The sequence below is a fragment of the Nocardia blacklockiae genome, assembly GCF_015477355.1.
Taxonomy (GTDB): domain Bacteria; phylum Actinomycetota; class Actinomycetes; order Mycobacteriales; family Mycobacteriaceae; genus Nocardia; species Nocardia blacklockiae.
On record NZ_JADLRJ010000003.1, the window covers coordinates 403,665 to 427,868 of the forward strand.

Here is a 24,204-nt window from a genome sequence, read left to right on the forward strand (position 1 = left end):
TATAGGACTACACGGCGATGTGTGTAAGAATCGAGCGGCGCATTGCCGGGCGCATCGATCGTTTCGGTTGGCTGCCGTGGACACCCGGAGTGGTGTCCGAGTGCCCACGGTCCCGGCCGCAGCCGGGAAGCGGGACAAAAGGCCTTGCCCCGCGGCCTCACCGGAAGTGGTGGATCACACCGTTTCCGTCACCGGTCGAAAAGATCGAACCGGCGGAGAAGATAGTCGAGGAGGGCTTTGGCCGTGGTGGCGCCGACAAGCGTCATCCAGGGCCGGGGCCCTTCCTTCCTCGACCGGCACTCTTTCCCTGTGCAGCACCGGGACTCCGTGCCGTGAGAGCTACCCGAATCGGGCATCTCGGACCTCCTGATTCAGATCATGAAATTTTTCGATCACGGCACCTCGTGCGCCGCATGCGCGCACACCAGGGGTGGGTCGACCTCATGAACAGGGCGGTCCGAATCAGGAGAGTACAGCAGTGGAACGGCACAACAAAGGACGCTACGAGCGAATTCCGGGCTCGTTTCCCGGGTGTTCTTACAGCGATTGACGAGCAACCGCCGCGACATAATACGTCGTGCGACAAAACCGCACCGAGAACGATTGGATACCACGGCGGTCGGCGTTGTGTAGACGGATTTACGCGACCTTTGACGAATTTCCAGCAGTCGCCGGGCGGCTCACCAAGCAGTCGCTTTCAGGAAAGCGGCAAATCACCTTCACTACCTACCGGTAAGTAATTTCGGGGTGTTTCCAGCGGATGGATAAGCGCCGCGATAATCGAAGCGGCGCACGCTCGATGGCCGGACCGGTTGTGGTCAGGCGACGCCGAGGAGGCGGAGGAGGGCGGTGGTGACGGCGGCGGAGAGCGCCACCACGAGGAGCGGGGCGCGCCGCCAGGCCAGGGCGACGGCGACGAGAACGCCTGCGGGAAGGGCGAATCCGGCCCGGTGGCCGTCGGGCACGAGTTCGGTGACGGCTAGGGCGGCGAGCAGGACCACCGAGCCGGCTTCCAGAAGTTGGGTGACGCGCGGCGGGAAGGTGACGCGGCGGCGAAGGAGGGGGCCCGCGAAGCGCAGCGCGTAGGTGCCGACCGCGAGGGCGAGCGTGCCGAGAATCAGTGTGGTGCTTACGGACATAGTCGCGGCGCTTTCGTGACGGGTTGGGCGGGAACGGCTTCGGTGTCGGTTCGTCGGCGAGCGGAACGGTCTCGGATTCGGTCGGTTCGTGGGCGAGCGGAACGGTCTCGGATTCGGTCGGTTCGTGGGCGAGCGGAACGGGTCTTGGATCCCGGTCGGTTCGTCGACGAGCGGAACGGTCTCCGATCCAGTCGGTTCGTCGACGAACCGCTTCAAGTCTGTTCGGCGGCGGGGGTGTCGCGTCCGGAGGCGAGCGAGGCAGCGGGCAAGGCCAGCAGCACCGGCAACCCCGCGCCGAGGAAGGGCGTCGCCGCCGCCGCAACGGCCATGCCCACCAGCACCGCGCGTCGGGTTCCCCGATCACCGCGTACCGCGGGCAATGCCAAGGCCAGCAGCACCGCCGGGAACACCGCGTCCAACCCGAAACGGTTGGGGTCCGGCACCGCCGCGCCGATCGCCACACCCAGCAGCGCGCCCAGCGGCCAGGCCAGCAGCACGCCGAGACCGCACAGCCAGAAGACGGCGCGGCGGCGGTCGCGGTCGGGCTCGGCCAGCGCCACCGCCACCGACTCGTCGTTCATGACGTGCGTCCCGAGCAGCCGCCGCCATCCGGTGCCGACCACCTCGGGCACCGCCAGTCCGTACGGTAGATGGCGGGCGTTGACCACCAGCCCGGCCAGCACGGCCGCGGCGAGGCTGCCACCCGCGGCGACGATGCCGACGAACAGGAATTCCGAACCCCCGGCCAGCACCAGCACGCTGAGCAGCAGCGGCAGCCAGGCGGGCATCCCCGAGGTCACGGCCGAGGCGCCATAGGACACGCCGATGGCCACGACCGCCAGGCAGATGGTCGCTATCCCGGTGAGATCACTCCGCTCGAGTGTTCGCCATATCGAACGCACGACTACTATATTGAACGCTGCCGGTCCGCCTCGTCAATCGCGCCGTCGCCGCGCGGTACTGTCTGAACCCATCATGACCGAGCACGACGACACCCAGTCCGCCCCGCCGAAGGAGGCCATCGCCGCCGCGCTGCGCCGCGAGCGGGCCCGGGTCGGGCTGTCGCTGACCGAGGTGGCGCGCCGGGCCGGTGTCGCCAAATCCACTCTCTCGCAATTGGAATCGGGTGTCGGCAATCCGAGCATCGAGACCCTGTGGGCGCTGTGCGTCGCGCTGGGCATCCCGTTCTCGCGCCTGCTCGACCCGCCGCGCCCGCAGGTGCAGGTGATCCGGGCGGGGGAGGGACCGGTGCTGGCGTCGGCGCAGGCCGATTATCAGGTGGCGCTGCTGGCGGCCAGTCCGCCGAACGCGCGCCGTGACATCTACCGGATCGCCGCCGAGCCGGGCCAGCCGCGGCAGTCCGATCCGCATTCCCGCGGCGAGATCGAGCACGTCGTGCTCGCCGCCGGGCGCGCCCTGGTCGGTCCGGCCGCCGATCCGGTCGAACTCGGTCCGGGCGACTACATCCGCTATCCCGGTGATCAGCCGCACATCTTCCAGGCCCTCGAGCCCGGCACCTGGGGGATCCAGGCGAGCGAGTACGGCTGACCGGCGCTCATGCGGCGAGCGCTCCCTCCTGTGCCACAACGGTTTTCCACCAGTCGACGGTGCCGCGCGCGACCTCGTCGAGCGGCGTGTGCCGCAGCCCGAGCCGACGTTCGCTGACCGTGGAGTCCAGTTCGAAGGGCCGCTCGAACTGGTAGTTCATCTCGGACAGCTCGCGCATGAAACCGTTGACCACTCCGACCGTGCGCAGCGCCCACCCGGGCATCGCCAGAATCTTCGGGGCGGGCATGCCCGCGGCGGCGGCCAGCGCGGCGACCAATTCGCGGATCGACACCGCCGGCGCGGTCGGGGCGTGCAGGAAGGAATTCCACAGCGAGCGGTCCGCCGCCGCGGCGATCATCGCCGCCGCGAGGTCGGGCATGTAGGTGAACGAGTGCGGCAGGTCGGTCTTGCCGAAGGCCTGAACCGCCTTGCCGCTCAGGATGTTCGGGACCATGCGCTCCCCGGCGTGGGAGTTGCGCACGTGCGGGCCGATGAAGTCGGAGGCCGCGACGCTCACCGTCGGGGTCGGCGAGGCGTCGCGCGCCCGCAGCAGCGCCACCCGGACGGCGGGCTTGCCGAAGTCGGCCGCGCGCGGCATGTCCTCGGTCATCGGCCGATCGACCGGGCCGTAGGAGTACAGGCTCTCCGGGAAGACCACCACCGCGCCCGCCTGCCCGGCCACCTCGAGCACGGTCTGCTCGGTGGCGGGCAGCTCGGCCCACCAGGTGCGCGCCTCGTATTTCGAGCCGTGCGTGCAGTGGTAGACCGCCACGGCGCCCTCGACCACCGCCGAAAGCTGTTCGCGCCGAGTGACATCCACCTTCCGGCGCTCGATCAGGGGATGCGCCGGGCCGCTCCCGGACCGGGTCAGCACGCGGACGTGCTTGCCCGCGGCCGCGAGCTGCTCGGCAACGGTGGTGCCGACGGGTCCGGCGCCGGTGACGACGTGCAGCTCGGTCATTGTGCGCACCTTTCGCTTTTGTGAGCGCTGATCTCTAATGCGACAAGCATGCCGCCGTCCGGCCCTGCTTGTCAAGAGCAGTGCTCTCTTCAGTGTGTGGTGATCCAAACAACCGACCCCAGGGGCACGACCGCGCTGAGGGTGGAACCGGCGAGCATGCCCGGATTGCGTTGCAGCGCAGCGACGATCATGTCGCCGACCTGCGCCAGGCCGGCGATCAGCAGTACCGGGACGACGGCGTCGTGAACATCGCCGACGAGTACCGCGAGCGTCACCGCGCTCAGCGGCAGTGCGCGGGCGGCGTACATGCGGGCGTACATCGCCACGCCGGGTGAGACGACCGTCCCGGCCGGTGCCAGCAGTGCCGGTCGGGTGAGTCCCAGCACCGCGGCACCACCGGTGAGCAGGGCTGTCGCCGCATTGAGGAGGGTGAGGGCGAGAGGCATTGGATCACTCCATGAATGATTCAGACTGTGAATGATTAATGCGAAGTATTATCGTGCCCGTGAGCGATGTCAATGCGGGGTTGCCGGCAACCCTCACGTTCCGGCTGGGCTACCTCGGCACCAAGGTCGCCGACCTCTACGCGGCGCGCATCGCGGAACTAGGCCTCAAGCAGAAGCACGTGGGCATGCTCATCGCGCTGAGCGGGGACGGCGCGGCCTCGCAACAGGAAATGGCCGCGCGCATGGAGGTCGCGCCCAGCCTCGTCGTCGCGCTGGCCGACCATCTCGAGAACCTCGGCGCGCTACGCCGCGTCCGCGACGCCGACGACCGGCGGCGTCAGGTGCTGACGCTTACCGACCGCGGCCGCGAGCTGCTGACCGCGTGCGAGGACATCGCGCATCGGCTCGACGGCGAACTCGCCGCGGAACTGGGGGGCCGGGACCGCGCCGCCCTGCATCGCGCGCTCGGAACGGTCGGCACGACCGCGGGATTGCCGCTGTTCGGCCGACCGCCGACGAACGGCTGAACCTACGCCGCGCCCTCGCCGAGGTACTGCAACCACGCCGGATCCAGGTCGGCGGTGGTCGACAGCAGACGCCAGTGCGGGCCCTTCGGGGAGACCAGCGGATGGTGCAGGGTCCACCCCAGCTCGCTGAGCAGTTTGTCGGCCTTGCGGTGGTTGCACGGTGCGCAGGAGGCGACGCAGTTCTCCCACGTGTGCGGGCCGCCGCGGCTGCGGGGGATGACGTGGTCGATGGTCTCCGCCTTGCCGCCGCAGTAGGCGCAGCGGTAGCGGTCGCGGTGCATCAGCGCCGCGCGGGTCATCGGGACCCGGGCGCGATAGGGCACGCGGACGTAGTTGCGCAGGCGGATCACCGAGGGCAGGGCGACCGACGCGCCCGCGGAATGCACCACGGGGCCGTCGGGATTGTCGTGCACGGCGTCGGCCTTGTCGCAGATCAGAAGCACGATGGCGCGGCGCGCGGACAGTGCGGTGAGCGGCTCGTAGGTGGCGTTCAGAAGCAACACCCGGCGCTTCACCCAGGCCGCGGCGGGGGGAGCGGATTCGACGGTGCGGTGCGGAAGGGCACCCGGATAAGAGCGTTTATCGGACAGGACATGCAGCGGAGTAGCCCCCGACCCACGATTGTGGACGTCGGCGGGCTGGAGTTGTCGGTGGGTTCTGGCCTCGTGTGACCGAGCGCCGTGCCGCTGCTTCATGGGAACCCCGAATTCGTTTGGTCCGGTTCGTGTGGTATCTCGGCAGACACTGCCAACCAGTTGACCATGGAATCGTCGCCTTTGCCAGCTGATTTGACACATTCCGTCTGTGGTGTTCGTGAACGCGCGGTAACACCCGGGGGCGGTATCCGCCGGCGCGGCGAATCCCACTGTTCACCGGCCACTCTCAGCATGCGATCCACCCCTCGCCGCGGCCAGCACGACCCGATCCCGATTGCATGCCGACTTGTTGCCCGCGGCGCACGGATCCGGTTGCCCGCATCGCGTGGATGCCGGGCCGCGGGCCCCGGCGATATGCTGGCGGGCGTGAGTTCCGGCGAGCAGACGGCGACGTCCTTCTACGAGGCGGTCGGGGGAGCGGACACGTTCCACCGCCTCGTGGCCACCTTCTATCGGGAGGTGGCCGCCGACGAGGTGCTGCGGCCGCTGTATCCGGAGGAGGATCTGGGTCCCGCCGAGCGCCGCTTGCGCATGTTCCTCGAGCAGTACTGGGGCGGCCCGCGGACCTACTCCGACGAGCGCGGCCATCCGCGATTGCGCATGCGGCACATGCCCTTCCGGATCGGGCCGATCGAGCGCGACGCCTGGTTGCGGTGCATGCGGATCGCGGTCGCCGAGATCGAGCCGGAGGTCCTCGACGACGAGCACCGCCGCGCGCTGCTCGATTACCTGGAGATGGCGGCGAATTCGCTGATCAACTCGCCGATCTGAGGCCGCGGCGGAAAACCCGGCACGGACCGGAGTATGTCCGATTCTCGCTGAAGATTAGCTCGATCCGCCCAACACGCGCCCCCACGGCGGCTTTTACCGGAATGCTTTGGCACTATTGGCAATTGTGACAGCTTCATCCTCCGGGGAGCCGGGCACGTCGGACCAGCCCGCCGCGGACGCGCCGTGGTGGCGATCGGCGGTGTTCTATCAGGTCTACCCGCGCTCGTTCGCCGATTCGACCGGTGACGGTGTCGGCGACCTCGCCGGGCTCCGCGACCGGCTCGGCTACTTGGAACTCCTCGGCGTCGACGCGTTGTGGATCTGCCCGGTGATGCGATCGCCGATGGCCGACGGCGGCTACGACGTCAGCGATCCGCGCGACATCGATCCGCTGTTCGGCGATCTGGCGGTACTCGACGAGCTGATCGCCGAGGCGCACGACCGACAGCTCAAGGTCACCATGGACCTGGTGCCCAACCACACCAGCGACCGGCACCCGTGGTTCGCCGAGGCGCTCGCCGCCGGTCCGGGCAGTGCGGCCCGCGCGCGCTACCTCTTCCGCGACGGCCGCGGACCCGATGGCGCCGAACCGCCCAACAACTGGCCGAGCATCTTCGGCGGCCCGGCCTGGACCCGCGTCACCGAACCCGACGGCCGTCCCGGCCAGTGGTACCTGCACCTCTTCGCCGCCGAGCAGCCGGACCTGAACTGGGACAATCCCGAGGTCGCCGCGGATTTCGAGGAGACCATGCGGTTCTGGCTGGACCGCGGCGTGGACGGGTTCCGCATCGACGTCGCCCACGGCATGGCCAAACCGCCGGGCCTGCCGGACATGGACGTCGTCGACACCCGCATGCTGAAACACGACGACGACGATCCGCGCTTCAACAATCCGGGCGTGCACGACATCCACCGCCGGCTGCGCAAGGTGATCGACGAGTACCCCGGCGCGGTGTCGATCGGCGAGGTGTGGGTGGACGACAACGTCCGCTTCGGCGAATACGTGCGCCCCGACGAGCTGCATCTCGCTTTCAACTTCCGGCTCGCGGAGACGTCCTTCGACGCCGCGAAAATCCGTGCCGCCGTGGATAATTCGCTCACCGCGGTATCGGGTGTCGGCGCCAGCGCCACCTGGACGCTGTCCAATCACGACGTCGAGCGCGAGGTCACCCGCTACGGCGGCGGCAGCGTCGGGGTGGACCGGGCGCGCGCGATGCTGCTGCTCGAACTGGCGCTGCCCGGGGCGGTGTTCGTGTACAACGGGTCCGAGCTGGGCCTGCCGAATGTGGACGACCTGCCGGACGACGCGCTGCGGGATCCGGCCTGGGAGCGGTCGGGCCACACCGAGCGCGGCCGGGACGGCTGCCGGGTGCCGCTGCCGTGGGAGGGCGAGCGGCCGCCGTTCGGGTTCACCACCGGCCGGCCGTGGCTGCCGATGCCGCCGCAGTGGGCCGACCTCACCGTCGAGGCGCAGCTGGAACGGCTCGACTCGACGCTGTCGCTGTACCGGCTGGCCATCGAGATGCGCGCGCTGCGACCGGAATTCGCCGGCGACCACCTCGACTGGTACGGCAGCCCCGACGGCTGCCTGGCGTTCCGGCGCTCCGGCGGCCTGGTGTGCGCGCTGAACGCCTCCGACGAGCCGATTCCGCTGCCCCCGGGCGAGGTGCTGCTGTCCAGCGCCCCGCTGGACGGCGACCGGCTCCCGGTGAACGCGGCCGCCTGGCTGGTCTGAGTGATCGCGACACGGGCCGCGGTGGCTCACCGGTCGGCGCTCGGGTCCGGCCCATCGTCTACCGTTGGGCTGTGAGCATTCTCGAGACAGTGCTGATCTTTGTCGGCATCCCGCTGGTGATCTACGCGGTGATCGCCGGATTGTCGTATCTCGGCAAACCGCTGCCCGGCGAGAAGCCGGTGCACTTCTCCCTCGGTGACAAGTGGACCGCGGACCCGGTGCTGTGGAGCGCGACCGACGAGGTGACCGTGCTCGGTCACCACATCGCTGACCATTCGCATGACAGTCATGCGGCTATCGAATCCGCCGGGGCGGAGCTGATCGGAGGCCGGGCAAGTGGCAAGTTCTAACTGGCCCGCGGTGGTCGAGGCCGACCTGCCGCGCGGATACGCCGTCACCACCAGCGGCCGGGTCTCCGGTGTGCACGAGGCGGGCGACGTGTTCAAGGAGGCGCCGTTCACCGACACCGAGCGGCTGATCCTGGACAACACGCTCACCGAGGCCACCCGCGCGACCAAGGTGCGCTTCAACATCTTCATCGGCGACCTCCGTCCCGACCCGGCGACCGGTGTCGAGGCGCTGTTCCCGACCACGCCGGAGGCGGAGCGCTCGGTGCTCATCGCCGTCTCGCCCAACGACCGCGCCATCGAGGTCCGCTCCGGCCGCGACGTCGCCGACCGGGTGAACGACCGCGTCTGCCAGCTCGGTGTCACCGCCGCGCTGAGCTCGTTCCGCCAGGGCGAGCTGATCGACGGACTGGTGTCGGCCGTGCGCGTCATGGCCGCCGCCATCGGCCGCCCCAGCTGAAAACCGCCGCACCCCTTCCGTTTCCACGTGCCCGCCCGGACGGGCGCGGAGTGACGGAAGGGGTGCGGTGTCAGGGAATGGGTTACGCCCTGAGCGGAATCGGGGGGCGCGTGATCCGCTGGGGGATTTAGGCTCGGGGCATGGCCGAGCACCCGCGACTTCATTCCATACCCGGCGGACGCGACGACCGCTCACCGGCGCGGGCGGAGGAGACCGCCCGCGAGCCGCTGTGGCGTGAGGTGCTGGGCGAGCGGTTGCGGGCGCTGCGGCAGGACCACAGCGAGACGCTGGCGGAGACCGCGGCCCGCGCCGGAGTCTCGCCGCAGTACCTGTCGGAGGTGGAGCGGGGGCGCAAGGAGCCGTCCAGCGAGATGATCGCCGCCCTCGCGGGCGCGCTCGGCACCTCCCTCGGCGCTCTCACCGAACAGGTCGCCGACGCACTGCGCCGTCAGCGCCACCTGGCCCTCGCCCGCCCGGTCGCTCCCGGCGACGTCGAACGTGTCCGCCGCTCCGGCCCGACACTGCTGGCCGCCTGACCGCCGTCAATCGCGGCGACCCAGCACCTGGTCGACCAGGCCGTACTCGATCGCGGCCTGGGCGGTGAACACGCGGTCGCGGTCGGTGTCGTGGCGTAGCGTCGCCACGTCCTGGCCGGTGTGCTCGGACAGGATCGATTCGATCTCCGTGCGCATCCGCACCAATTCGTCGGCCTGGATGATCAGGTCGGGGATGGCGCCCTGACCGCGAGCCGCGGGCTGGTGCAACACGATTCGGGTGTGCGGCAGCATCGATCGGCGGCCGCGCGCGCCGCCCGCGAGCAGGACCGCGCCCACGCCGATGGCCTGTCCCACGCAGGTCGTCAGCACCGGCGAGTGGACGTGCTGCATGGTGTCGTAGACCGCGAGCATGGCCGACAGGTCGCCGCCCTCGCAGTTGATGTAGAGGTTGATGTCCTGCCCGGGGCTGTCGGCGTCCAGGTGCAGCAGCTGGGCGATGAGCGCGTTCGCGACCCCGGAGTCGATCGGGGTGCCGAGGTACACGATCCGCTCGGTGAGCAGGTGGGAGTAGACGTCCATGATCCGCTCGCCGCGCGGATGCTGCGCGATGACGTTCGGGATCGTGTAGCTGGTCATGGTTTCTCCTGGCGGTCGCGGTGGATGGTGGTGGTGCTCATGCCGAGATCCCCACGCGCTGCCGCTGCGGGATCACCTGGTGGAAGGAGTCGACGATGCCGTCGATGAACCCGTACTCCTGTGCCTGGGTGGCGCTGAACCAGCGGTCGTGCAGCGAGTCCTCGTAGATGCGCTCGAACGGCTGCCCGGTGTCCTCGGCGATGAGGCCGAGCACCGTGTTGACGGTGTGCCGCAGGTCGTCGGCCTGCACCTCCACCTCGCCCGCGCTGCCGCCGATCCCCGCCGAGCCCTGGTGCATGAGGATCCGGGCGTGCGGCAACGCGAAGCGCTTGCCGCGGGTGCCGGCGGAGAGCAGGAACTGCCCCGCGCTGCACGCCAATCCGAGCGCCAGGGTCGACACGTCGCACGGCACCAGGCGCATCACGTCGCGGATCGCCAGCATCGACGGCACCGAGCCGCCGGGCGAGTGAATCCACAGTGACACACCGGAATCCGGGTCCTCGGCCGCCAGCGTGAGCAACTGGGTCGCCAGCAGCGTGCCGTTGTCGTCGTCGAGTCCCCCGTCGAGAACGAGGATGCGCCGGCTGAGCAGTTGCTCCCGCGCGCGCCAGCTGAACAGCGGAATCTTGTTGTCGTCGTGAGCCATGCCCCCACCGTGCCCGAGCAGACCCGCCTACAGCCCTCCACGCTGCTGTCAGCAGATCTGCTCACAGCAGCGAATATCGAACGGCCCGCTCGCGCAATGGTCGCGCGGGCGGGCCGTTCGGGTACGGGAAGGCTCAGCTGGCGTCGAAAGCCCTTGCGCGCAAGGAGCGTTCGATGCCGGCCTTGCCCTCGGTGACGAGGCGGCGCAGGGCCGGTGGGTGGTCGCCGTCGAGGAACTTGTCGGCGATGGCGACCGCTTCGGGAGTGATGGCCCAGTGCGGGTAGAGGCCGACGACGACGGTCTGGGCGACCTCGCTGGAGCGGCGCTCCCACACGTTCGGGATCTCGGCGAAGTAGCGCTCGACGTAGGGGGTCAGCAGCTCGTCCTGGCCCGACGGCGCGAAGCCGCCGACGATGGCGCGGGCGGTGATGTTGGGCACCGAATCGTCGTTCATCACGGTGTCCCAGGCGTTTTCCTTGACCTGCGCCTGCGGCCGCGCGGTGGCGGCGGTCGCGGCATGGCGACGACCCGCGGCCGTCGGGTCGCGATCCAGTTCGGCGTCGATCACCGGCGTGGTGTGGTCGTCGGCGTCGACCGCGCCCGCCTTGGCGAGCGCCTGCACCAGCCGCCAGCGCAGGTCGGTGTCCACCACCAGCCCCGCCAGGCCCGACTCGGCCGGGTCACCCTCGTACAGCGCGCGCAGCACCTCGACGTGCTGCGGCGAGAGCCGTGCGGCGGTCAGCGAGTTGACGAAGGCCAGCTGGTGGTCCGAGCCCGGCTCGGCCGCGCGCGCCAGCTCGAGCAGCCGGTCGGCGAACCGCGGCCAGCCCTCCCGCGCCGCCCACTCCGGGTCCGCGTAGCTGTCCAGCGCGGTGTGCGCCTGCATCAGAACCCGTTGCACCACACCGATTTCGGTCTCGCCGCCGACGCCGCGCCGCACCAGCGCGACGAAGTCGCGAGCCTTCATCTCCGCCTGCCGCGTCATCTCCCACGCCGCCGACCAGGCCAGCGTGCGCGGCAGCGACTCGGCGATGTCCGCGATCCGGGTGACCACCGTCTCCTGCGACTCCGGATCCAGGCGCACCGAGCAGTAGGTGAGGTCGTCGTCGTTGATCAGCACCAGCTTGCCGCGCCCGACGCCCACCAGCTCCGGCACCTCGGTGCGCTCGGCGGCCGCCAGATCGAGCTCGACGCGGTGGGTGCGCACCAGCTTGCCGTCCCGGTCGTCGTAGACGCCGACGGCCAGGCGGTGCACGCGGCGCTCACCCGCGCCGGGGTGCGCGCCCTCCTGGATCACGGCGAAGCGGGTGAACCGGCCCTCGGCGTCCACCTCGAAGTCGGGGCGCAGGATGTTCAGGCCGGTGGTCTTGAGCCACTGCGCGCCCCACCCGGAAAGGTCACGGCCGGAAGCCTTTTCGAGCGCGCCCACGAGATCGTCGAAGGTGGCGTTGCCGTAGGCGTGGTCGGCGAAGTAGTCGCGCAGCCCGGCCAGGAACGGCTCCTCGCCGACGTAGGCGACCAGCTGCTTGAGCACCGAAGCGCCCTTGGCATAGGTGATTCCGTCGAAGTTGACCTCCACCGCGGCCAGGTCCGGGATGTCGGCGGCGATCGGGTGCGTGGAGGGCAGCTGGTCCTGCCGGTACGCCCAGGACTTCTCCACGTTCGCGAAAGTGGTCCAGGCGCTGGTGTATTCGGTGGCCGAGGTCTGCGCCAGCACCGAGGCGAAGGTGGCGAACGACTCGTTCAGCCACAGGTCGTCCCACCACTTCATGGTGACCAGGTCGCCGAACCACATGTGCGCCATCTCGTGCAGCACGGTCTCGCAGCGCCGCTCGTAGGACGCGCGCGTCACCTTGGACCGGAACACGTAGTCCTCGAGGAAGGTGACCGCGCCCGCGTTCTCCATGGCGCCGGCGTTGAATTCGGGGACGAACAGCTGGTCGTACTTGCCGAACGCGTACGGCACGCCGAAATTGCGGTGGTAGAAGCCGAAGCCCTGCTTGGTCTCGGTGAAAAGCCGTTCGGCGTCCATGAATTCGGCCAGCGACGCGCGGCAGTAGATGCCCAGCGGGATGTCGCCGTGCTCGTCGGTGTAGGTGTCGGTCCACTTGGCGTAGGGGCCCGCGATCAGCGCCACCAGGTACGTGCTCATCCGGGGCGTGGTCGCGAAGGTGTGCGTGACCACGGTGCCGGTCTTGCGGGCGTCGACCGCCGCGCCGTTCGAGATGACCTCCCAGTCCGCGGGCGCGGTGACGGTGATGTCGTAGGTGGCCTTGAGGTCGGGCTGGTCGAAGCAGGCGAACATCCGCTTGGCGTCGGCGGTTTCGAACTGCGAGTACAGGTAGACCTTGTCGTCGGTGGGGTCGACGAAGCGGTGCAGGCCCTCGCCGGTGTGCGAGTACTCGCAGTCGGCCTCGATCACCAGTTCGTTGCGTTCGGCCAGGCCGGTGAGGGTCAGGCCCGCGGACTCGTCGTAGTCGCCGATCTCGAGCGCCGTGCCGTTGAGCACCGCCGAGCGCACCCCGGCCCCGACGAAGTCGATGAACGTCTCCGCCCCGGGTGTCGCCGTGAAGGTCACCGTGGATCGCGAGAAGAACCGCTCCGAGGACGGGGCCGCCGCGTCGGTGGGCTGCCCGGTCAGGTCGAGTTCGACGCGATAGTTCTCCACGCTGATCGTCGCGGCGCGGGCGATCGCCTGCTCTCGGGTGAGATTCGGTGCTGACAAGGAGTGCTCCTTCGCTGTTCGGCCGTCGTGGCCCAGAATGCCACGTCGGGCGGCGCGCGGCCGCCTCGGTAGGCTGAGCAGCGCGGCGCACGCCATCAGCTTGGAAGGCTGAGGTTCCAGCATCCCGAGGAGGACAGTTGAAGCACATCCACGCCGGCAAGGTGCGCGACCTGTACGAGGACGGCGACTCGCTGATCCTCGTCGCCTCCGACCGGGTGTCGGTCTACGACGTGGTGCTGCCTACGCCGATTCCCGACAAGGGCGCGCTGCTGACCGGGCTGTCGAACTGGTGGTTCGAATACTTCGCCGACGTGCCCAATCACGTGCTGTCGACCACGGACGTGCCCGCGGAGTTCGCGGGGCGCGCGGTGCGCGTCAAGCCGCTGAAGATGGTGCAGGTGGAGTGCATCGCGCGCGGCTACCTGTCCGGTTCGGGGCTCAAGGAGTACCAGCGCACCGGCTCGGTCTCGGGCATCGCGCTGCCCCCGGGTCTGCGCGAGGGCGACAAGCTGCCCGAGCCGATCTTCACGCCCACCACCAAGGCGTCGGTGGGGCACGACGAGCCCATCACCTTCGACGACGTGGTGCGGCAGGAGGGCCGCGAGGTCGCCGAACGCCTGCGCGAGCTGACCCTCGACGTCTACACCCGGGGCGCGGCCTACGCGGCCGAGCGCGGTGTGATCATCGCCGACACCAAGTTCGAATTCGGCTGGGACGGTGAGGTTCTGACGCTGGGCGACGAGGTGCTCACCTCCGACTCCTCCCGCTACTGGCCCGCCGCCGAGTGGGAGCCCGGCCGCCCGCAGCGCTCGTTCGACAAGCAGTATGTGCGCGACTGGGCGACCTCGACGGGATGGGACAAGGAACCGCCCGGACCGGAGATCCCCGCCGAGATCGTCGAGGCCACGCGCGGCAAATACGCCGAGGCCTACGAACTCGTCACCGGCACCGCGTGGTCCGGCACGCCGCGCTGATCATTCGCTGCGCGCCTTGATCTTTCGCCACCCACCGGCCCGGTTGTCGGCGATGATCCGCCGGAACATCTCCACCAGGGCGGTCTCGTTGATCTCGTCGTCGCGGTAGAGCGAGATCATGCGGGCGGTCTTGTTGTCGTGCCCGCCGGTGATGATGCCCGCCGGGTCGGGCACGATGCCGCCGTCGTACAGGAAGATGTTCACGTGGTCCTTGGTGGCCAGCAGCGCGCAGACATTGCCCTGGAGGACGAAGTAGGGCTGCACGCGGCGTTTGACGGTCTCGGTGAGTTCCGGGTCGGCGGCGTGCACCAGGTCGCGGACGCGGTGGCAAATCTCCTGTTGCCAGTCCGGGAGGGCGTCGATGTAGGCGTCGACGCGCGGGTCCTTGGCGTACGGGGTCTGCTGGTCGGGCATGTCAGCTCTGCTTCCTCAACCGCGCGGCGCGGATGGTCAGGTAGTCGCGTTCGGGGGTGCTGGTGGTGCGGTGGGCGGCCGCGGTGTAGGCGGCGACGGCGGCGGGGTGGTCTCCTGCCATCTCGTGGAGATGTCCGCGGACGGCGGCCAGGCGGTGGTTGCCGGACAAGGCGTCGTCGAGGGTGGCGCTCAGGGCCAGGCCCGCGGCGGGGCCGTGCACCATGGCGGTGGCGACGGCGCGGTTCAGTGTCACCATCGGGTTTTCGGACATGTCTTCTAAAAGGTTGTACAGCAACAGGATTCGCTCCCAGTCGGTGTCCTCGGCGCGGCGTGCCTGGGCGTGCAGGGCGGCGATCGCCGCTTGGACGCGATAGGGCCCGTGCAGGCCGTGGCCGATGGCATTCGTCGCCAGCTTGATCCCCTCGGCCAGGCGTGTCCGGTCCCAGCGGGAGCGGTCCTGCTCCAGCAGCGGCACGAGTTCGCCGCTCGGCCCGCTGCGCGCGCGTCGCCGGGCATCGGTGAGCAGCATGAGCGCCAGCAGCGCTGTCACCTCGGGATCGTCCGGGAGCAGCCGGTGTGCGAGCCGGGTCAGCCGGATCGCCTCGGTGGCCAGGTCGACGCGGTACAGCTCGGGGCCGCCGCTGGCCGTGTGGCCCTCGGTGAACAGCACGTACAGCACGTGCAGGACGGCGGCGCGCCGAGACTCGTCGGTCAGGTCGGGCGGGCAGGCGAAGGGACGCTCGAGGGTCGACAAGCGCTTCTTCGCCCGCGAGATCCGTTGCGCCATGGTCGGTTCCGGGAGCAGGAAGGCGCGGGCGATCTCCTCGGTGGTGAGGCCGCCCACCGCGCGCAGGGTCAGCGCGATGGCGCTCGCGGGTGACAGCGCGGGGTGGCAGCAGAGCAGGAACACCGTCAGGGTGTCGTCCTGCGCGTCTTCGAAATCGTTGGACGGCATGGTTTCTCGCACGGCTACGGCCACTTCCCGACTGCGCCGGGCGATTTCGGTGCGCACGGCATCGGTCAGCCGCCGTTGCGCGACATGGACCAGCCACGCCCGCGGATTCTCCGGCAGTCCCTCGGTAGGCCACTGGGTCGCAGCCGCAAGCATCGCCTCCTGCACGGCATCCTCCGCGGCGTCGAAATCCCCCGACCGCCGGGCCAGCATGCCGACCACCGCCGGGGCGAGTTCGCGCAGCAGGAAGGCGACTTCCGCCGGGGAGAGGGAATGTTCGGTGCCTGCCGTGCTCGGCGCATCGGATCGTGGGCGGGGCATGAAAGGCCGTGCTCCGCTAGGCGTCCGGGGCCGGGGCGTCCATGACCGCCCGGACCTCGATGTACTCGCCGATCGGCTTGCCGCCGGGGCCGGGGGACGCCGAGGCGCGGGCGGCGATCTCGTAGGCGCGTTCGGGGCCGTCGACGTCGACGATGAAGTAGCCCGCGAGGAACTCCTTGGTCTCCGGGAACGGCCCGTCGGTCACCACCGGGGCGGAGCGGCCGTCGGAGCAGACGATGCGAGCTTGGTCGGGGAAGGCCAGGCCCTGGGCGTCCACCAACTCGCCGGACTTGCGCAGCTCCGCGCCGAGGACCCGCTGGAACTCGATATTGGCCGCGATCTCCTCCGGCGACCACTGCTCGATCGGGGTGTCGCAGTACGCGGGGGTGCCGTAGGTCTTCAACAGCATGTACTTCACGGTCGGCTCCAAGGTGTTCGGTGCGCCCGCTGTGGCGCTCTCACGGACGAGTCGGAGCCGGCGCGGAGGCTTCGACACACCTGCGTTGTGAGGGTACTCACAGGGATGTCGACGTGTCGGCCAGCCGCTGTGGATCCACCGGCTCGCCCGCTCGGATCAACTCCTTGATGCGGTCCGTGACGTCCCAGATGTTGACGTTCATCCCGGCCAGCACGCGGTTGCCCGAGTCCAGCCAGAACGCCACGAACGCGCGTGCCGCCGTGTCACCGCGCACGACGAGGGAGGTGTCCTGCCCCGGCGCGACGTAGCCGGTGTACTCCATGCCCAAGTCGTATTGGTCGGTGAAGAAATACGGCAGCCGATCGTAGGTGGCCGGTTTGCCCAGCATCGTCAGCGCCGCCACCGCGGGCTGATTGAGCGCGGTCGCCCAATGCTCCACCCGGATGCGGCGGCCCAGCACCGGATGCTGCTGCTCGGCGATGTCGCCGACCGCCACGATGTCCGGGTCGGTCGTCGCCAGGCTCTCGTCCACCAGCACGCCGCTCGCCACCGCGAGGCCGGCGTCGGCGGCAAGTTCGATATTCGGCCGCGCGCCGACCGCCTGCAGCACCACGTCGGCCTCGATCGCGGTGCCGTCGTCGAGCCGCACACCCGTCGCGCGGCCGCCGGAGGTGGTGATCTCGGCGACCTTCACCCCGCAGCGCAGGTCGACGCCGTGCGCGCGATGCAGGTCGGCGAACACCTCGCCCATCCGGTCGCCGAGCGCGGACCGCAACGGCACCCGCTCGGTCTCCAGCACCGTGACCTCGACACCGGCGGCGCGCGCGGCGGCCGTCACCTCCAGCCCGATCCAGCCCGCACCGATCACCGCCAGTCGCCGCGCCGAACCGAACAGTTCGATCAGCGCGTCGGACTGCTCGATGGTCCGCAGCTCGTAGACGCCCTCGGCATCGGCCCCCGGCAGCGGCAGCCGGCGGGGCCGCGAGCCGGTCGCCAGCGCCAGCTTGTCGTAGGGCAGCGTCGAACCATCGGGCAGCGCAACGGTTTTCGAACCGCGGTCGATCGCGGCGACGGTGGTGCCGAGCATGATCTCGACGTGATGGTCGCGGTACCACTGGGCCGGCGCGGTGGTGAAATCGGCGAGCTGCTGTTTGCCCAGCAGATGCTCCTTCGACAGCGGAGGTCGCTCGTAGGGCAGCCGCTCCTCCGCGCCGATCAGCGTGACCGAGCCCGCGAAATCGTTGGCGCGCAACGCCTCCGCGAGTTTCGCCGCGGCGAGCCCGCCGCCGACGAGGACGAACCTGGAATCTGTGCTCATGGAAACCTCCGTGCGACGGCAACCAGGTCGATTCCGACCCTACTGCGCCGGGCCGGGCGGGTCGGGAAATATCCGCAAGTTTCCGTCGTTGATGACTGTCGACGGCATCCGTGCGATTCGATGCCACCCGACTTCGAGAGGACCCCGACGTGAGCGACACGACGACCACCCCGACCGGCGCTAAGGACCGCGTGGACTTCTGGTTCGACCCGCTGTGCCCGTGGTGCTGGATCACCTCCCGCTGGATCCTGGAGGTCGAGAAGGTGCGCGACATCGAGGCCCACTTCCACGTGATGAGCCTGGCTGTGCTCAACGAGGGTCGCGACGAGCTGCCCGAGGTCTACCAGGAGCTGATGAAGACGGCGTGGGCGCCGGTCCGGGTCGCGATCGCCGCCGCGCAGCAGCACGGCGACAAGATCCTGGCCCCGCTCTACACTGCGATGGGCACCCGCATCCACAACCGCCGGGCCGAGTACGAGCGCGAGGACCGCGCCGAGACGCTGGCCGCCGTCATCGCCGACGCGCTCGCCGAGGTGGGCCTGCCCGCCGAACTGGCCGAGGCGGCGTCGAGCACCGACTACGACGAGGCGCTGCGCGCCAGCCACCACGCCGGCATGGACAAGGTCGGCAAGGACGTCGGCACCCCCACCATCCACATCAACGACGTCGCCTTCTTCGGCCCCGTGCTGTCGCGCATCCCGCGCGGCGAGGACGCCGGCAAGGTCTGGGACGGAGCCGTCGCCCTGGCGTCCTACCCGCACTTCTTCGAACTCAAGCGCACCCGCACCGAGGACCCGCAGTTCGACTGAGCGGGTCGGCTCTCGTTCCGGCTCGACGGGGGGCTTGGGGTGCCGACTACGTGACCGAGGTGTCGGCTACTTCGAGCCTTTCGGCGAGTCCGGGGTCTCGCCGGAATCGCTTGCCGTATGGCCGGTTTCGCCCTGCGGTCGACCGTAGTCGCCCGTCGCTTGTTCGGAACCCGAGCCGCTCTGCTCGAATCCGCTTGTCGGATAACCAGTTCCGGGGGTTGGATGATCGAATCCGGTTGAGGGATAGCCGGATCCGGAGGGCGGTTGGCCGATTCCGCTCGCCGGATAGCCGGTTCCCGGGGTCGGCTGGCTGAAACCGCTTGGCGTATAGCTGATACCGCTCTGCGGCTGACCGTAGCCGCCTGTCGAGTACCCCGGTCCGGTCTGGCCGAATTCGCCTGTCGGATAACCGCTTCCGTCCCGAGGGCCGCCGGGGGTCGGGAGGCCCTTGGGTGGGATGGCGTTCGGGGGGACGTGGGGAGCGCTGGGGCGCCAGAACAGTTTGCCGTGGCGGCTGCGGTCGCGCAGGGCCCACATGCGCCAGGTCAGGACGGGGTGGGAGGACATGGCGTTGGCGACCCAGACGAAGAAGCCCTTCTCCTGCGCCGCCCGGTCGGCCATCTCGTCGAACCCGACGAGGGGGTTGAGCCACTTGCCCGCCGCGAGCGTCCGCATCGCGCCGGGCGCACCGGCGGCGCGGTTGCAGTAGCCGTGATTGTCGGCGGTGTACTCCTGGCTGCGGATCAGCGAATTGCCCAGGATCGGCAGGAACGGCACCAGGAACATGCCCAGCTGCCGCCAGTAGGACACGTGCCCGGCGGCGATGTGGCCGACCTCGTGGCCGATGATGAACGCGAGCGCGTCGGGGTCGCGAGCCCGGCCGCCGACCTCGAACAGGTCGCTGTACACGACGACGTAGCGGCGGAAGCCGTGCCCGGAGGCGAAGGCGTTGATCTGGCCGTTGCCGGTCAGCACGTAGGCGTCGGGCACGGTGCCCATGCCGAAGCGCTGCGCGGCCTCGACCACCATCCGGAAGCCCTCGGGAAACTGCGTGGGCGACATGCGCACCGCGTTCACCCGCTGGGTCGCGTAGTTCAGGCCGCGCCCGAGGTACAGCAGGATCGGCGCGCCCAACAGCAGCAGCATGTAGTCGTTGATCTCGCCGACCAGCAGCAGCAACATGCTCAGCAGATAGCCGAGCACGGTGATCACGATGACGACGACCAGCAGCGGGATCTCCCAGCTGTGCCGGGCGGGCATCCCGTAGGGCGACAGTCCGCGCGTCTGCTGCACCACGGGCGGCCGCGGCGGGGAGTACGGCGTCTGCGGGGCCCAGCCGGGCGGGCCCAGCCGAAGATCCCAACCCGTCGGTGTGGCAGCGGGATCGGCGGGCGGCCGGCCCGAATGGGGTGTCGGGGGCGACGTGCTGTCGTCGAACTGCATGAGCTGAACCTTAGGCAGTAACCGGCCGGCACGCCGTCGGCACACCGTTGTGATCTGTGTATCGACAACGGCGTCGCGAGCGCATCGGACCCGGGTACGACCGCATTCGGCCGCCTGACACAATCGCTGCCATGCGCGTATATCTGGGTGCCGATCATGCCGGCTTCGAGCTGAAGAACCACGTCAAGGATCACCTGCAGCGGGCCGGTCACGAGGTCGTCGACTGCGGTGCGCACGAATACGACGCCGCCGACGACTACCCGGCCTTCTGCATCGACGCGGCCCGCAAGGTCGTGGCCGATCCGGGCAGCCTGGGCATCGTGCTCGGCGGCAGCGGCAATGGCGAGCAGATCGCCGCCAACAAGGTGCCCGGCGCCCGTTGCGCGCTGGCGTGGAGCATCGAGACCGCGCGCCTGGCCCGCGAGCACAACAACGCGCAGCTGATGGGCATCGGCGGCCGCATGCACAGCACCGCCGACGCGCTGGCCATCGTCGACGCCTTCCTGTCCACCCCGTGGTCCGGCGAGGAGCGCCACCAGCGCCGCATCGACATCCTCGCCGAGTACGAGAAGACCGGCGAGGCCCCCGTTCCGCAGAGCTGATGCCCGAGGGGCATACGCTGCACCGCCTGGCGAAGGAGCATCACAAGCACTTCGCCGGGGGAGTCGTACGGGTGTCGAGTCCGCAGGGTCGGTTCGCCGAGGGCGCGGCGCTGGTCGACGGCCGCGTCCTGGTGCGCGCCGAGGCGTGGGGCAAACACCTGCTGCACCACTACGATTCGGGCCTAGTCGTGCACGTCCACCTCGGGCTGTACGGAAAGTTCACCGAAACGGTTGGGGCCCTGAGTGATCCGGTCGGGCAGGTGCGGATGCGGATGATCGGTGGGCGCGAGTCGGTGTACGGCACCGACCTGCGCGGCCCCACCGCGTGCGAGGTCCTGCACGAACCGGAGGTGGCGGCGCTGACCGCCCGGCTCGGCCCGGACCCGTTGCGCCGCAACGCCGATCCGGACCGCGCCTGGCAGCGCATCCGCCGCTCCACCCGCACCCTCGGCGCGCTGCTCATGGACCAGACAGTGCTCGCCGGCGTCGGCAACGTCTACCGCGCGGAACTGCTGTTCCGGCACGGCATCTCACCGCAGCGCCGGGGCCGCGACCTGTCCGCCGCCGAATGGGACGAGCTGTGGACCGATCTGGTCGAGCTCATGCGGGTGGGCGTGCGGCGCGGGAAGATCGTCGTGGTGCGGCGCGAACACGACCGCGGCGCACCGTCCTACGCCGAGGGCAAGCCCCGCACCTACGTGTACCGGCGCGCAGGCGAGCCGTGCCGCATCTGCGGTTCTACGGTGCTACACGCGGTACTGGAGGGCCGAAACCTGTTCTGGTGCCCCACTTGCCAACCTGGCTGACCACCGTCTGCCTCGAGCCCGCCCCTTCCTCGTCGGGGCAGAGCCGACCGTTTCGCCGAAACCGTGGCTGAGTAGGCGGGGGAGGGTGGTTCAGAAGCCGCCATCGAACCCGCCGCCGTCGAAACCTCCACCGTCCCAGCCGCCGCCGTCGAAGCCCCCGCCGCCGTCCCAGCCGCCGCCGTCCCAGCCGCTGTCGCCGCCCTGGTCGGCGAAGCCTTGGTCGCCGCCTTGGTCGAGGGCGCCTTGGTCGCCGCCCGCGTCCTGCCCGGCCTCGAAACCGGCGTCGTAGCCTTCGCCGTATCCGTTCTCGAATCCCGAAGCGCCGTAAGCGACTCCGGACATGCCGCTGAACAGGGCGTCGAACAGCAGCACCGAGCCGATGCCCCAGGCGCCCGCGACCAGCGCGGTCTTCCACCACGGCTCGGAGTACCAGCCCGCGGGGACGGGCCGCCCGGCGACGCGGCCGCCGGGGTAGTAGTTCGGTGTCTGCGGCGACGGGGTGGGCGACGCCTCGATCCGACGGCCCTCGAAGTCGACCGTGCGGTCCTCGGTGACGCGGCCGGCCGAGCGCTGGCCGTCCAGCTCCGGCACCGGCGGGCCCGGATCGAGGTTCATCGCGGTGCGGGCCGCGCGCACGTAGTACAGGCCCTCGACCGCCGTCTCCTTCGCCAGCCGGGCCTGCGCGACCGTGTTCGCCTGGTCGATCTGGGAGCCGGCCGCGTTGAGCCGCTCACCGGCGTCGGCCAGGGCCTGCTTGGAGGCGTCGTCGTTGCCGACCAGGTTGTAGACCTGCCCGCCCAGGCGCTCGATGAGGCGGCGGGCGTCGGCCTTGGCGTCGGCCAGTTCGGTGGCCTGCCGATTGCGCTGCGCGGAACGACCGAAGAAAGACACGGCTACGAACACCACCAAAACGAGAACGAGGAGGACAAGAAGCGTTGTCACATCGACCAGCGTACGCGGGCGCGCCGGGACCGATCGGCCGTCGATCAGCCCGCGACGGCCGTGTCGTACCCCAGCCGGGCCGGGGCGTAGGGAGCCGGCTCCGGCTCCCCCTCGTCGAGTTCGGACAGCGCGAACCGGCGCTTGCCCGCCGTCTTCGCCGAGTACATCGCCCGGTCGGCGCTGCGCAGCAGATCGGAGAAGTCGCACGAGCGGCCCGGCGGGCAGTAGGCGGTGCCGACGCTCGCCGAGACCGGCACCGGGCCGCTGGCCGTGGGCACCGGATCCTGCAGCGCGGCCAGGATCCGCATTGCCAGCTCGCCCAGAGTGTTGCGGCGGGCGGGTAGCGCCAGGACGAACTCGTCGCCGCCGTACCGGCAGACCACCGTGTCCGGCGGGCAGGTGGCCCGGAGCCGGCGGGAGATCTCGACCAGCACCTCGTCGCCGACCGAGTGGCCGAACCCGTCGTTGATCTGCTTGAAATCGTCCAGGTCGATGAGCAGCAGCCCGACGCCGCGCGACCGGTCGGTCGCCATCAGTCGCACCCGCTCCTGCAGCAGCGAGCGGTTGGCCAGGTCGGTGAGCGCGTCGTGGGTGGCCTCGTGGCGCAGCCGGTGCTGCAGCGCCGCGATCTCCTGCACCCGCACCGACACCGCCGCGGTCAGATTGCGTTCCTGCTGGGCCAGCGCGCGCTGCTGGAGGGCCTCGGCGTAGGCATCGATGGCGTGGCTGGCGACGAACGGCCACCGGGTGGCCACCAGCGAACCCGGCTCACCCGGGGCGAACCCGAGCAGTGCGCGGGTGGCCGGGGCCAGCATCCGGGTGCGGTCGAACGGCGCCTCGCCCAGCCGGCGGCCGATGGACCGGGCGGCCGGCACCGGAAACGGTTCCGTGCGCGCCAGATCCAGCAGTTCGTCGATGATGCCGGCGAAAACCTGTTCCAGATGTTCGGGCGGAACGGTCAGTCCGCTGCTGCTGTAGACAGCACGAACCCAGTCCCGGGTGGTGGCCGCGATGGCCTGCGTTTCGACTTCGAGGGGCATCGATGCTCACCCCACGCGAACGCCGTCTGCGCCGGTACCCCGACCGGTCACGCCCTCCGGATCGTGCTCACTACCTTGCGGTCCGGTACACCTTGCTCGATGCACGCTCACCGCCCCCTTTCCAGATACCCCCGTCCGGCAAAAAGGATCCTAGCAAGCCACTCGATACCGAAAAACGGTGTTTTACAACCTGTTCCGATATCTCGCGAATGGCGACCGTCCGTGTCATCGCTGATCAGGCACGACTGTTACAGGTCTGTCTGCGTGTCGCGTTCGGCGTGTTCTGCGTGTCTGCTTCGGCGCGCCGGACCGGATGCTTCGATCCGGGCGATACGCGGCGCGAATCCGGTCGGCGGGCGCGCGGCCCCGAGGCGATTGGCGTTTCGGAAGTGAGGTTCGGTACAGTCCTAGGCGCAGACGACATCGTGGCGATCCCAGGGTGTCGTATGCGTGCGGGCGTAGTTCAATGGTAGAACCTCAGCCTTCCAAGCTGATGGTGCGGGTTCGATTCCCGTCGCCCGCTCTGGCGGTCCACCGTGGCCCCCCGGGATGTAGCGCAGCTTGGTAGCGCATCCGCTTTGGGAGCGGAGGGTCGCAGGTTCAAATCCTGTCATCCCGACCACAAGGTCTTCCGGCCGAGTGCCTCCCGTTCGCCTAGTCCTGTTCGAGCAGGAACGCCGCGACGGCGAGATGGACCGAACACTCGTCGGGGCGATGGCTCCGGTGCGCGAACCGTAGCTCGAACGCGCGTCCCACACTCAGTTCGAGCAGTCGCACCTGACACATGTGCTCGGCCAGGGGACTGTCGGCGTGCACGAAAGTGTTGGCGGTCAAGGGTTGTAGCTCCCTTCGGGCGGGTTCGTCCGAGTCTCAGTTCCACAACTCGCCACAGGGCAGCGGAGGAAAGCCGGGGCGCACGTCGTCGTCGAGCGTGACGACGAGACCCGGAAGGCATTGCGCCAGTCGGGCGGCCACGGTCTCGGCTTGTTCCGCCCCGGCCCGGAAGTCGAGTACGAGCGCGCCGGATTCGATGTGGATGTGCCGCATCCTCCGTCTCGCGGTGACGGCCGC

At 69.7% G+C, this 24,204-nt stretch carries 27 protein-coding genes, 2 tRNA genes and 1 pseudogene; 13 read left to right on the forward strand and 17 right to left on the reverse strand.

Translation table 11 applies throughout. The annotated features are described in order from the left end of the window. Positions 1-818: 818 nt before the first annotated feature. Both IU476_RS11390 and IU476_RS11395 read right to left on the reverse strand, forming a co-directional pair. Complete coding sequence (locus tag IU476_RS11390; protein WP_195099357.1) at positions 819-1,139, reverse strand: AzlD domain-containing protein; 321 nt, start codon at positions 1,137-1,139, stop codon at positions 819-821. 212 nt (positions 1,140-1,351) lie between these two features. Further along, positions 1,352-2,041, reverse strand: a complete 690-nt coding sequence (locus tag IU476_RS11395) for an AzlC family ABC transporter permease (protein WP_195099359.1) — start codon at positions 2,039-2,041, stop codon at positions 1,352-1,354. A 73-nt stretch (positions 2,042-2,114) separates the two neighbouring features. Here IU476_RS11395 and IU476_RS11400 point away from each other — a divergent pair, with 73 nt between their 5' ends. Beyond that, a complete protein-coding gene (locus IU476_RS11400) occupies positions 2,115-2,687 on the forward strand; it encodes a helix-turn-helix domain-containing protein (RefSeq protein ID WP_195099361.1) in 573 nt (190 codons plus the stop codon). Positions 2,688-2,694: 7 nt separating this feature from the next. Here the strand turns inward: IU476_RS11400 and IU476_RS11405 are convergent, their stop codons facing one another. Both IU476_RS11405 and IU476_RS11410 read right to left on the reverse strand, forming a co-directional pair. Further along, positions 2,695-3,648: an NAD-dependent epimerase/dehydratase family protein gene (locus IU476_RS11405; protein WP_195099363.1), complete on the reverse strand. Its 954-nt coding sequence runs from the start codon at positions 3,646-3,648 to the stop codon at positions 2,695-2,697. A gap of 89 nt (positions 3,649-3,737) precedes the next feature. Beyond that, positions 3,738-4,094: a hypothetical protein gene (locus tag IU476_RS11410; RefSeq protein WP_195099365.1), complete on the reverse strand. Its 357-nt coding sequence runs from the start codon at positions 4,092-4,094 to the stop codon at positions 3,738-3,740. Positions 4,095-4,153: 59 nt separating this feature from the next. Between IU476_RS11410 and IU476_RS11415 the strand changes: the two genes are divergently transcribed. Then, positions 4,154-4,621: a MarR family winged helix-turn-helix transcriptional regulator gene (locus IU476_RS11415; RefSeq protein ID WP_324194011.1), complete on the forward strand. Its 468-nt coding sequence runs from the start codon at positions 4,154-4,156 to the stop codon at positions 4,619-4,621. Between the two features lie 2 nt (positions 4,622-4,623). Here IU476_RS11415 and IU476_RS11420 read toward each other — a convergent pair whose 3' ends face one another. Next, complete coding sequence (locus tag IU476_RS11420) at positions 4,624-5,316, reverse strand: HNH endonuclease (RefSeq protein WP_228823476.1); 693 nt, start codon at positions 5,314-5,316, stop codon at positions 4,624-4,626. 315 nt (positions 5,317-5,631) lie between these two features. On the opposite strand from IU476_RS11420, the gene IU476_RS11425 reads away from it, so the two are divergent. The 5 genes from IU476_RS11425 (at position 5,632) to IU476_RS11445 (ending at position 9,126) form a co-directional block, all read left to right on the forward strand. Then, positions 5,632-6,048 carry a globin gene (locus IU476_RS11425; RefSeq protein ID WP_195099858.1) on the forward strand — a complete coding sequence of 139 codons (417 nt, stop codon included), beginning with the start codon at positions 5,632-5,634 and terminating at the stop codon, positions 6,046-6,048. A 124-nt stretch (positions 6,049-6,172) separates the two neighbouring features. Then, on the forward strand, positions 6,173-7,783 hold the full coding sequence (locus tag IU476_RS11430) for a glycoside hydrolase family 13 protein (protein ID WP_195099372.1): 1,611 nt from the start codon (positions 6,173-6,175) through the stop codon (positions 7,781-7,783). A 71-nt stretch (positions 7,784-7,854) separates the two neighbouring features. After that, positions 7,855-8,133 carry an aa3-type cytochrome oxidase subunit CtaJ gene (ctaJ, locus tag IU476_RS11435; protein ID WP_195099374.1) on the forward strand — a complete coding sequence of 93 codons (279 nt, stop codon included), beginning with the start codon at positions 7,855-7,857 and terminating at the stop codon, positions 8,131-8,133. After that, entirely contained in the window at positions 8,120-8,590 is a 471-nt protein-coding gene (locus IU476_RS11440) for a DUF5130 domain-containing protein (RefSeq protein ID WP_195099376.1), read from the forward strand. Before ctaJ ends, IU476_RS11440 begins: the two co-directional genes overlap by 14 nt. A gap of 140 nt (positions 8,591-8,730) precedes the next feature. Further along, positions 8,731-9,126: a helix-turn-helix domain-containing protein gene (locus tag IU476_RS11445; RefSeq protein ID WP_195099377.1), complete on the forward strand. Its 396-nt coding sequence runs from the start codon at positions 8,731-8,733 to the stop codon at positions 9,124-9,126. Positions 9,127-9,132: 6 nt separating this feature from the next. On the opposite strand, the gene IU476_RS11450 is transcribed toward IU476_RS11445, so the two are convergent. From IU476_RS11450 to pepN, 3 genes are all read right to left on the reverse strand, one after another. Continuing rightward, positions 9,133-9,723, reverse strand: a complete 591-nt coding sequence (locus IU476_RS11450) for a ClpP family protease (RefSeq protein WP_195099378.1) — start codon at positions 9,721-9,723, stop codon at positions 9,133-9,135. A gap of 37 nt (positions 9,724-9,760) precedes the next feature. Continuing rightward, positions 9,761-10,369: a ClpP family protease gene (locus tag IU476_RS11455; protein WP_195099379.1), complete on the reverse strand. Its 609-nt coding sequence runs from the start codon at positions 10,367-10,369 to the stop codon at positions 9,761-9,763. A 133-nt stretch (positions 10,370-10,502) separates the two neighbouring features. After that, a complete protein-coding gene (pepN, locus tag IU476_RS11460; protein ID WP_195099380.1) occupies positions 10,503-13,094 on the reverse strand; it encodes an aminopeptidase N in 2,592 nt (863 codons plus the stop codon). A 137-nt stretch (positions 13,095-13,231) separates the two neighbouring features. Here pepN and IU476_RS11465 point away from each other — a divergent pair, with 137 nt between their 5' ends. Next, positions 13,232-14,068, forward strand: a complete 837-nt coding sequence (locus IU476_RS11465; protein ID WP_195099381.1) for a phosphoribosylaminoimidazolesuccinocarboxamide synthase — start codon at positions 13,232-13,234, stop codon at positions 14,066-14,068. On the opposite strand, the gene IU476_RS11470 is transcribed toward IU476_RS11465, so the two are convergent. The 4 genes from IU476_RS11470 to IU476_RS11485 form a co-directional block, all read right to left on the reverse strand. Beyond that, a complete protein-coding gene (locus IU476_RS11470) occupies positions 14,069-14,482 on the reverse strand; it encodes a DUF1801 domain-containing protein (protein WP_195099382.1) in 414 nt (137 codons plus the stop codon). It abuts the gene before it with no gap. Between the two features lies 1 nt (position 14,483). Continuing rightward, the gene (locus tag IU476_RS11475) at positions 14,484-15,755 is read right to left on the reverse strand and encodes an RNA polymerase sigma factor (RefSeq protein ID WP_195099384.1); all 1,272 of its coding nucleotides are present in this window, start codon (positions 15,753-15,755) and stop codon (positions 14,484-14,486) included. A gap of 16 nt (positions 15,756-15,771) precedes the next feature. Then, a complete protein-coding gene (locus IU476_RS11480; RefSeq protein WP_195099385.1) occupies positions 15,772-16,173 on the reverse strand; it encodes a YciI family protein in 402 nt (133 codons plus the stop codon). Positions 16,174-16,270: 97 nt separating this feature from the next. Continuing rightward, on the reverse strand, positions 16,271-17,491 hold the full coding sequence (locus IU476_RS11485; protein WP_195099386.1) for an NAD(P)/FAD-dependent oxidoreductase: 1,221 nt from the start codon (positions 17,489-17,491) through the stop codon (positions 16,271-16,273). 149 nt (positions 17,492-17,640) lie between these two features. On the opposite strand from IU476_RS11485, the gene IU476_RS11490 reads away from it, so the two are divergent. After that, the gene (locus IU476_RS11490; RefSeq protein WP_324194012.1) at positions 17,641-18,300 is read left to right on the forward strand and encodes a mycothiol-dependent nitroreductase Rv2466c family protein; all 660 of its coding nucleotides are present in this window, start codon (positions 17,641-17,643) and stop codon (positions 18,298-18,300) included. A gap of 423 nt (positions 18,301-18,723) precedes the next feature. Here the strand turns inward: IU476_RS11490 and IU476_RS11495 are convergent. Further along, positions 18,724-19,743: pseudogene (locus IU476_RS11495) on the reverse strand (M48 family metallopeptidase); the annotation flags it as partial. A gap of 131 nt (positions 19,744-19,874) precedes the next feature. Here IU476_RS11495 and IU476_RS11500 point away from each other — a divergent pair. Beyond that, positions 19,875-20,345, forward strand: a complete 471-nt coding sequence (locus IU476_RS11500; RefSeq protein ID WP_195099387.1) for a ribose-5-phosphate isomerase — start codon at positions 19,875-19,877, stop codon at positions 20,343-20,345. Then, positions 20,345-21,151 carry an Fpg/Nei family DNA glycosylase gene (locus tag IU476_RS11505; protein WP_195099388.1) on the forward strand — a complete coding sequence of 269 codons (807 nt, stop codon included), beginning with the start codon at positions 20,345-20,347 and terminating at the stop codon, positions 21,149-21,151. Before IU476_RS11500 ends, IU476_RS11505 begins: the two co-directional genes overlap by 1 nt. Positions 21,152-21,241: 90 nt before the next feature. Here the strand turns inward: IU476_RS11505 and IU476_RS11510 are convergent, their stop codons facing one another. Together IU476_RS11510 and IU476_RS11515 are read right to left on the reverse strand one after the other, a co-directional pair. Continuing rightward, entirely contained in the window at positions 21,242-22,093 is an 852-nt protein-coding gene (locus IU476_RS11510) for a DUF1542 domain-containing protein (protein WP_195099389.1), read from the reverse strand. 44 nt (positions 22,094-22,137) lie between these two features. Further along, positions 22,138-23,133, reverse strand: a complete 996-nt coding sequence (locus IU476_RS11515) for a GGDEF domain-containing protein (RefSeq protein ID WP_195099390.1) — start codon at positions 23,131-23,133, stop codon at positions 22,138-22,140. Between the two features lie 452 nt (positions 23,134-23,585). Here IU476_RS11515 and IU476_RS11520 point away from each other — a divergent pair. Together IU476_RS11520 and IU476_RS11525 are read left to right on the forward strand one after the other, a co-directional pair. Beyond that, positions 23,586-23,656: transfer RNA gene (locus IU476_RS11520), tRNA-Gly, on the forward strand. A 22-nt stretch (positions 23,657-23,678) separates the two neighbouring features. Continuing rightward, positions 23,679-23,755: transfer RNA gene (locus IU476_RS11525), tRNA-Pro, on the forward strand. 32 nt (positions 23,756-23,787) lie between these two features. On the opposite strand, the gene IU476_RS11530 is transcribed toward IU476_RS11525, so the two are convergent. Further along, positions 23,788-23,967 (reverse strand): hypothetical protein, encoded by a 180-nt coding sequence (locus IU476_RS11530; protein WP_195099391.1) that lies wholly within the window; start codon positions 23,965-23,967, stop codon positions 23,788-23,790. A gap of 36 nt (positions 23,968-24,003) precedes the next feature. Beyond that, complete coding sequence (locus tag IU476_RS11535) at positions 24,004-24,180, reverse strand: hypothetical protein (protein ID WP_195099392.1); 177 nt, start codon at positions 24,178-24,180, stop codon at positions 24,004-24,006. Positions 24,181-24,204 lie beyond the last annotated feature (24 nt).

Coding starts and splice junctions, on each gene's coding strand:
- IU476_RS11390 (WP_195099357.1), bottom strand. CDS start 1,139: ATGTCCGTAAGCACCACACTGATTCTCGGCACGCTCGCCCTCGCGGTC.
- IU476_RS11400 (WP_195099361.1), top strand. CDS start 2,115: ATGACCGAGCACGACGACACCCAGTCCGCCCCGCCGAAGGAGGCCATC.
- IU476_RS11405 (WP_195099363.1), bottom strand. CDS start 3,648: ATGACCGAGCTGCACGTCGTCACCGGCGCCGGACCCGTCGGCACCACC.
- IU476_RS11410 (WP_195099365.1), bottom strand. CDS start 4,094: ATGCCTCTCGCCCTCACCCTCCTCAATGCGGCGACAGCCCTGCTCACC.
- IU476_RS11420 (WP_228823476.1), bottom strand. CDS start 5,316: ATGAAGCAGCGGCACGGCGCTCGGTCACACGAGGCCAGAACCCACCGA.
- IU476_RS11425 (WP_195099858.1), top strand. CDS start 5,632: ATGCTGGCGGGCGTGAGTTCCGGCGAGCAGACGGCGACGTCCTTCTAC.
- IU476_RS11445 (WP_195099377.1), top strand. CDS start 8,731: ATGGCCGAGCACCCGCGACTTCATTCCATACCCGGCGGACGCGACGAC.
- IU476_RS11450 (WP_195099378.1), bottom strand. CDS start 9,723: ATGACCAGCTACACGATCCCGAACGTCATCGCGCAGCATCCGCGCGGC.
- IU476_RS11455 (WP_195099379.1), bottom strand. CDS start 10,369: ATGGCTCACGACGACAACAAGATTCCGCTGTTCAGCTGGCGCGCGCGG.
- IU476_RS11470 (WP_195099382.1), bottom strand. CDS start 14,482: ATGCCCGACCAGCAGACCCCGTACGCCAAGGACCCGCGCGTCGACGCC.
- IU476_RS11475 (WP_195099384.1), bottom strand. CDS start 15,755: ATGCCCCGCCCACGATCCGATGCGCCGAGCACGGCAGGCACCGAACAT.
- IU476_RS11485 (WP_195099386.1), bottom strand. CDS start 17,491: ATGAGCACAGATTCCAGGTTCGTCCTCGTCGGCGGCGGGCTCGCCGCG.
- IU476_RS11500 (WP_195099387.1), top strand. CDS start 19,875: ATGCGCGTATATCTGGGTGCCGATCATGCCGGCTTCGAGCTGAAGAAC.
- IU476_RS11505 (WP_195099388.1), top strand. CDS start 20,345: ATGCCCGAGGGGCATACGCTGCACCGCCTGGCGAAGGAGCATCACAAG.
- IU476_RS11515 (WP_195099390.1), bottom strand. CDS start 23,133: ATGCCCCTCGAAGTCGAAACGCAGGCCATCGCGGCCACCACCCGGGAC.
- IU476_RS11535 (WP_195099392.1), bottom strand. CDS start 24,180: ATGCGGCACATCCACATCGAATCCGGCGCGCTCGTACTCGACTTCCGG.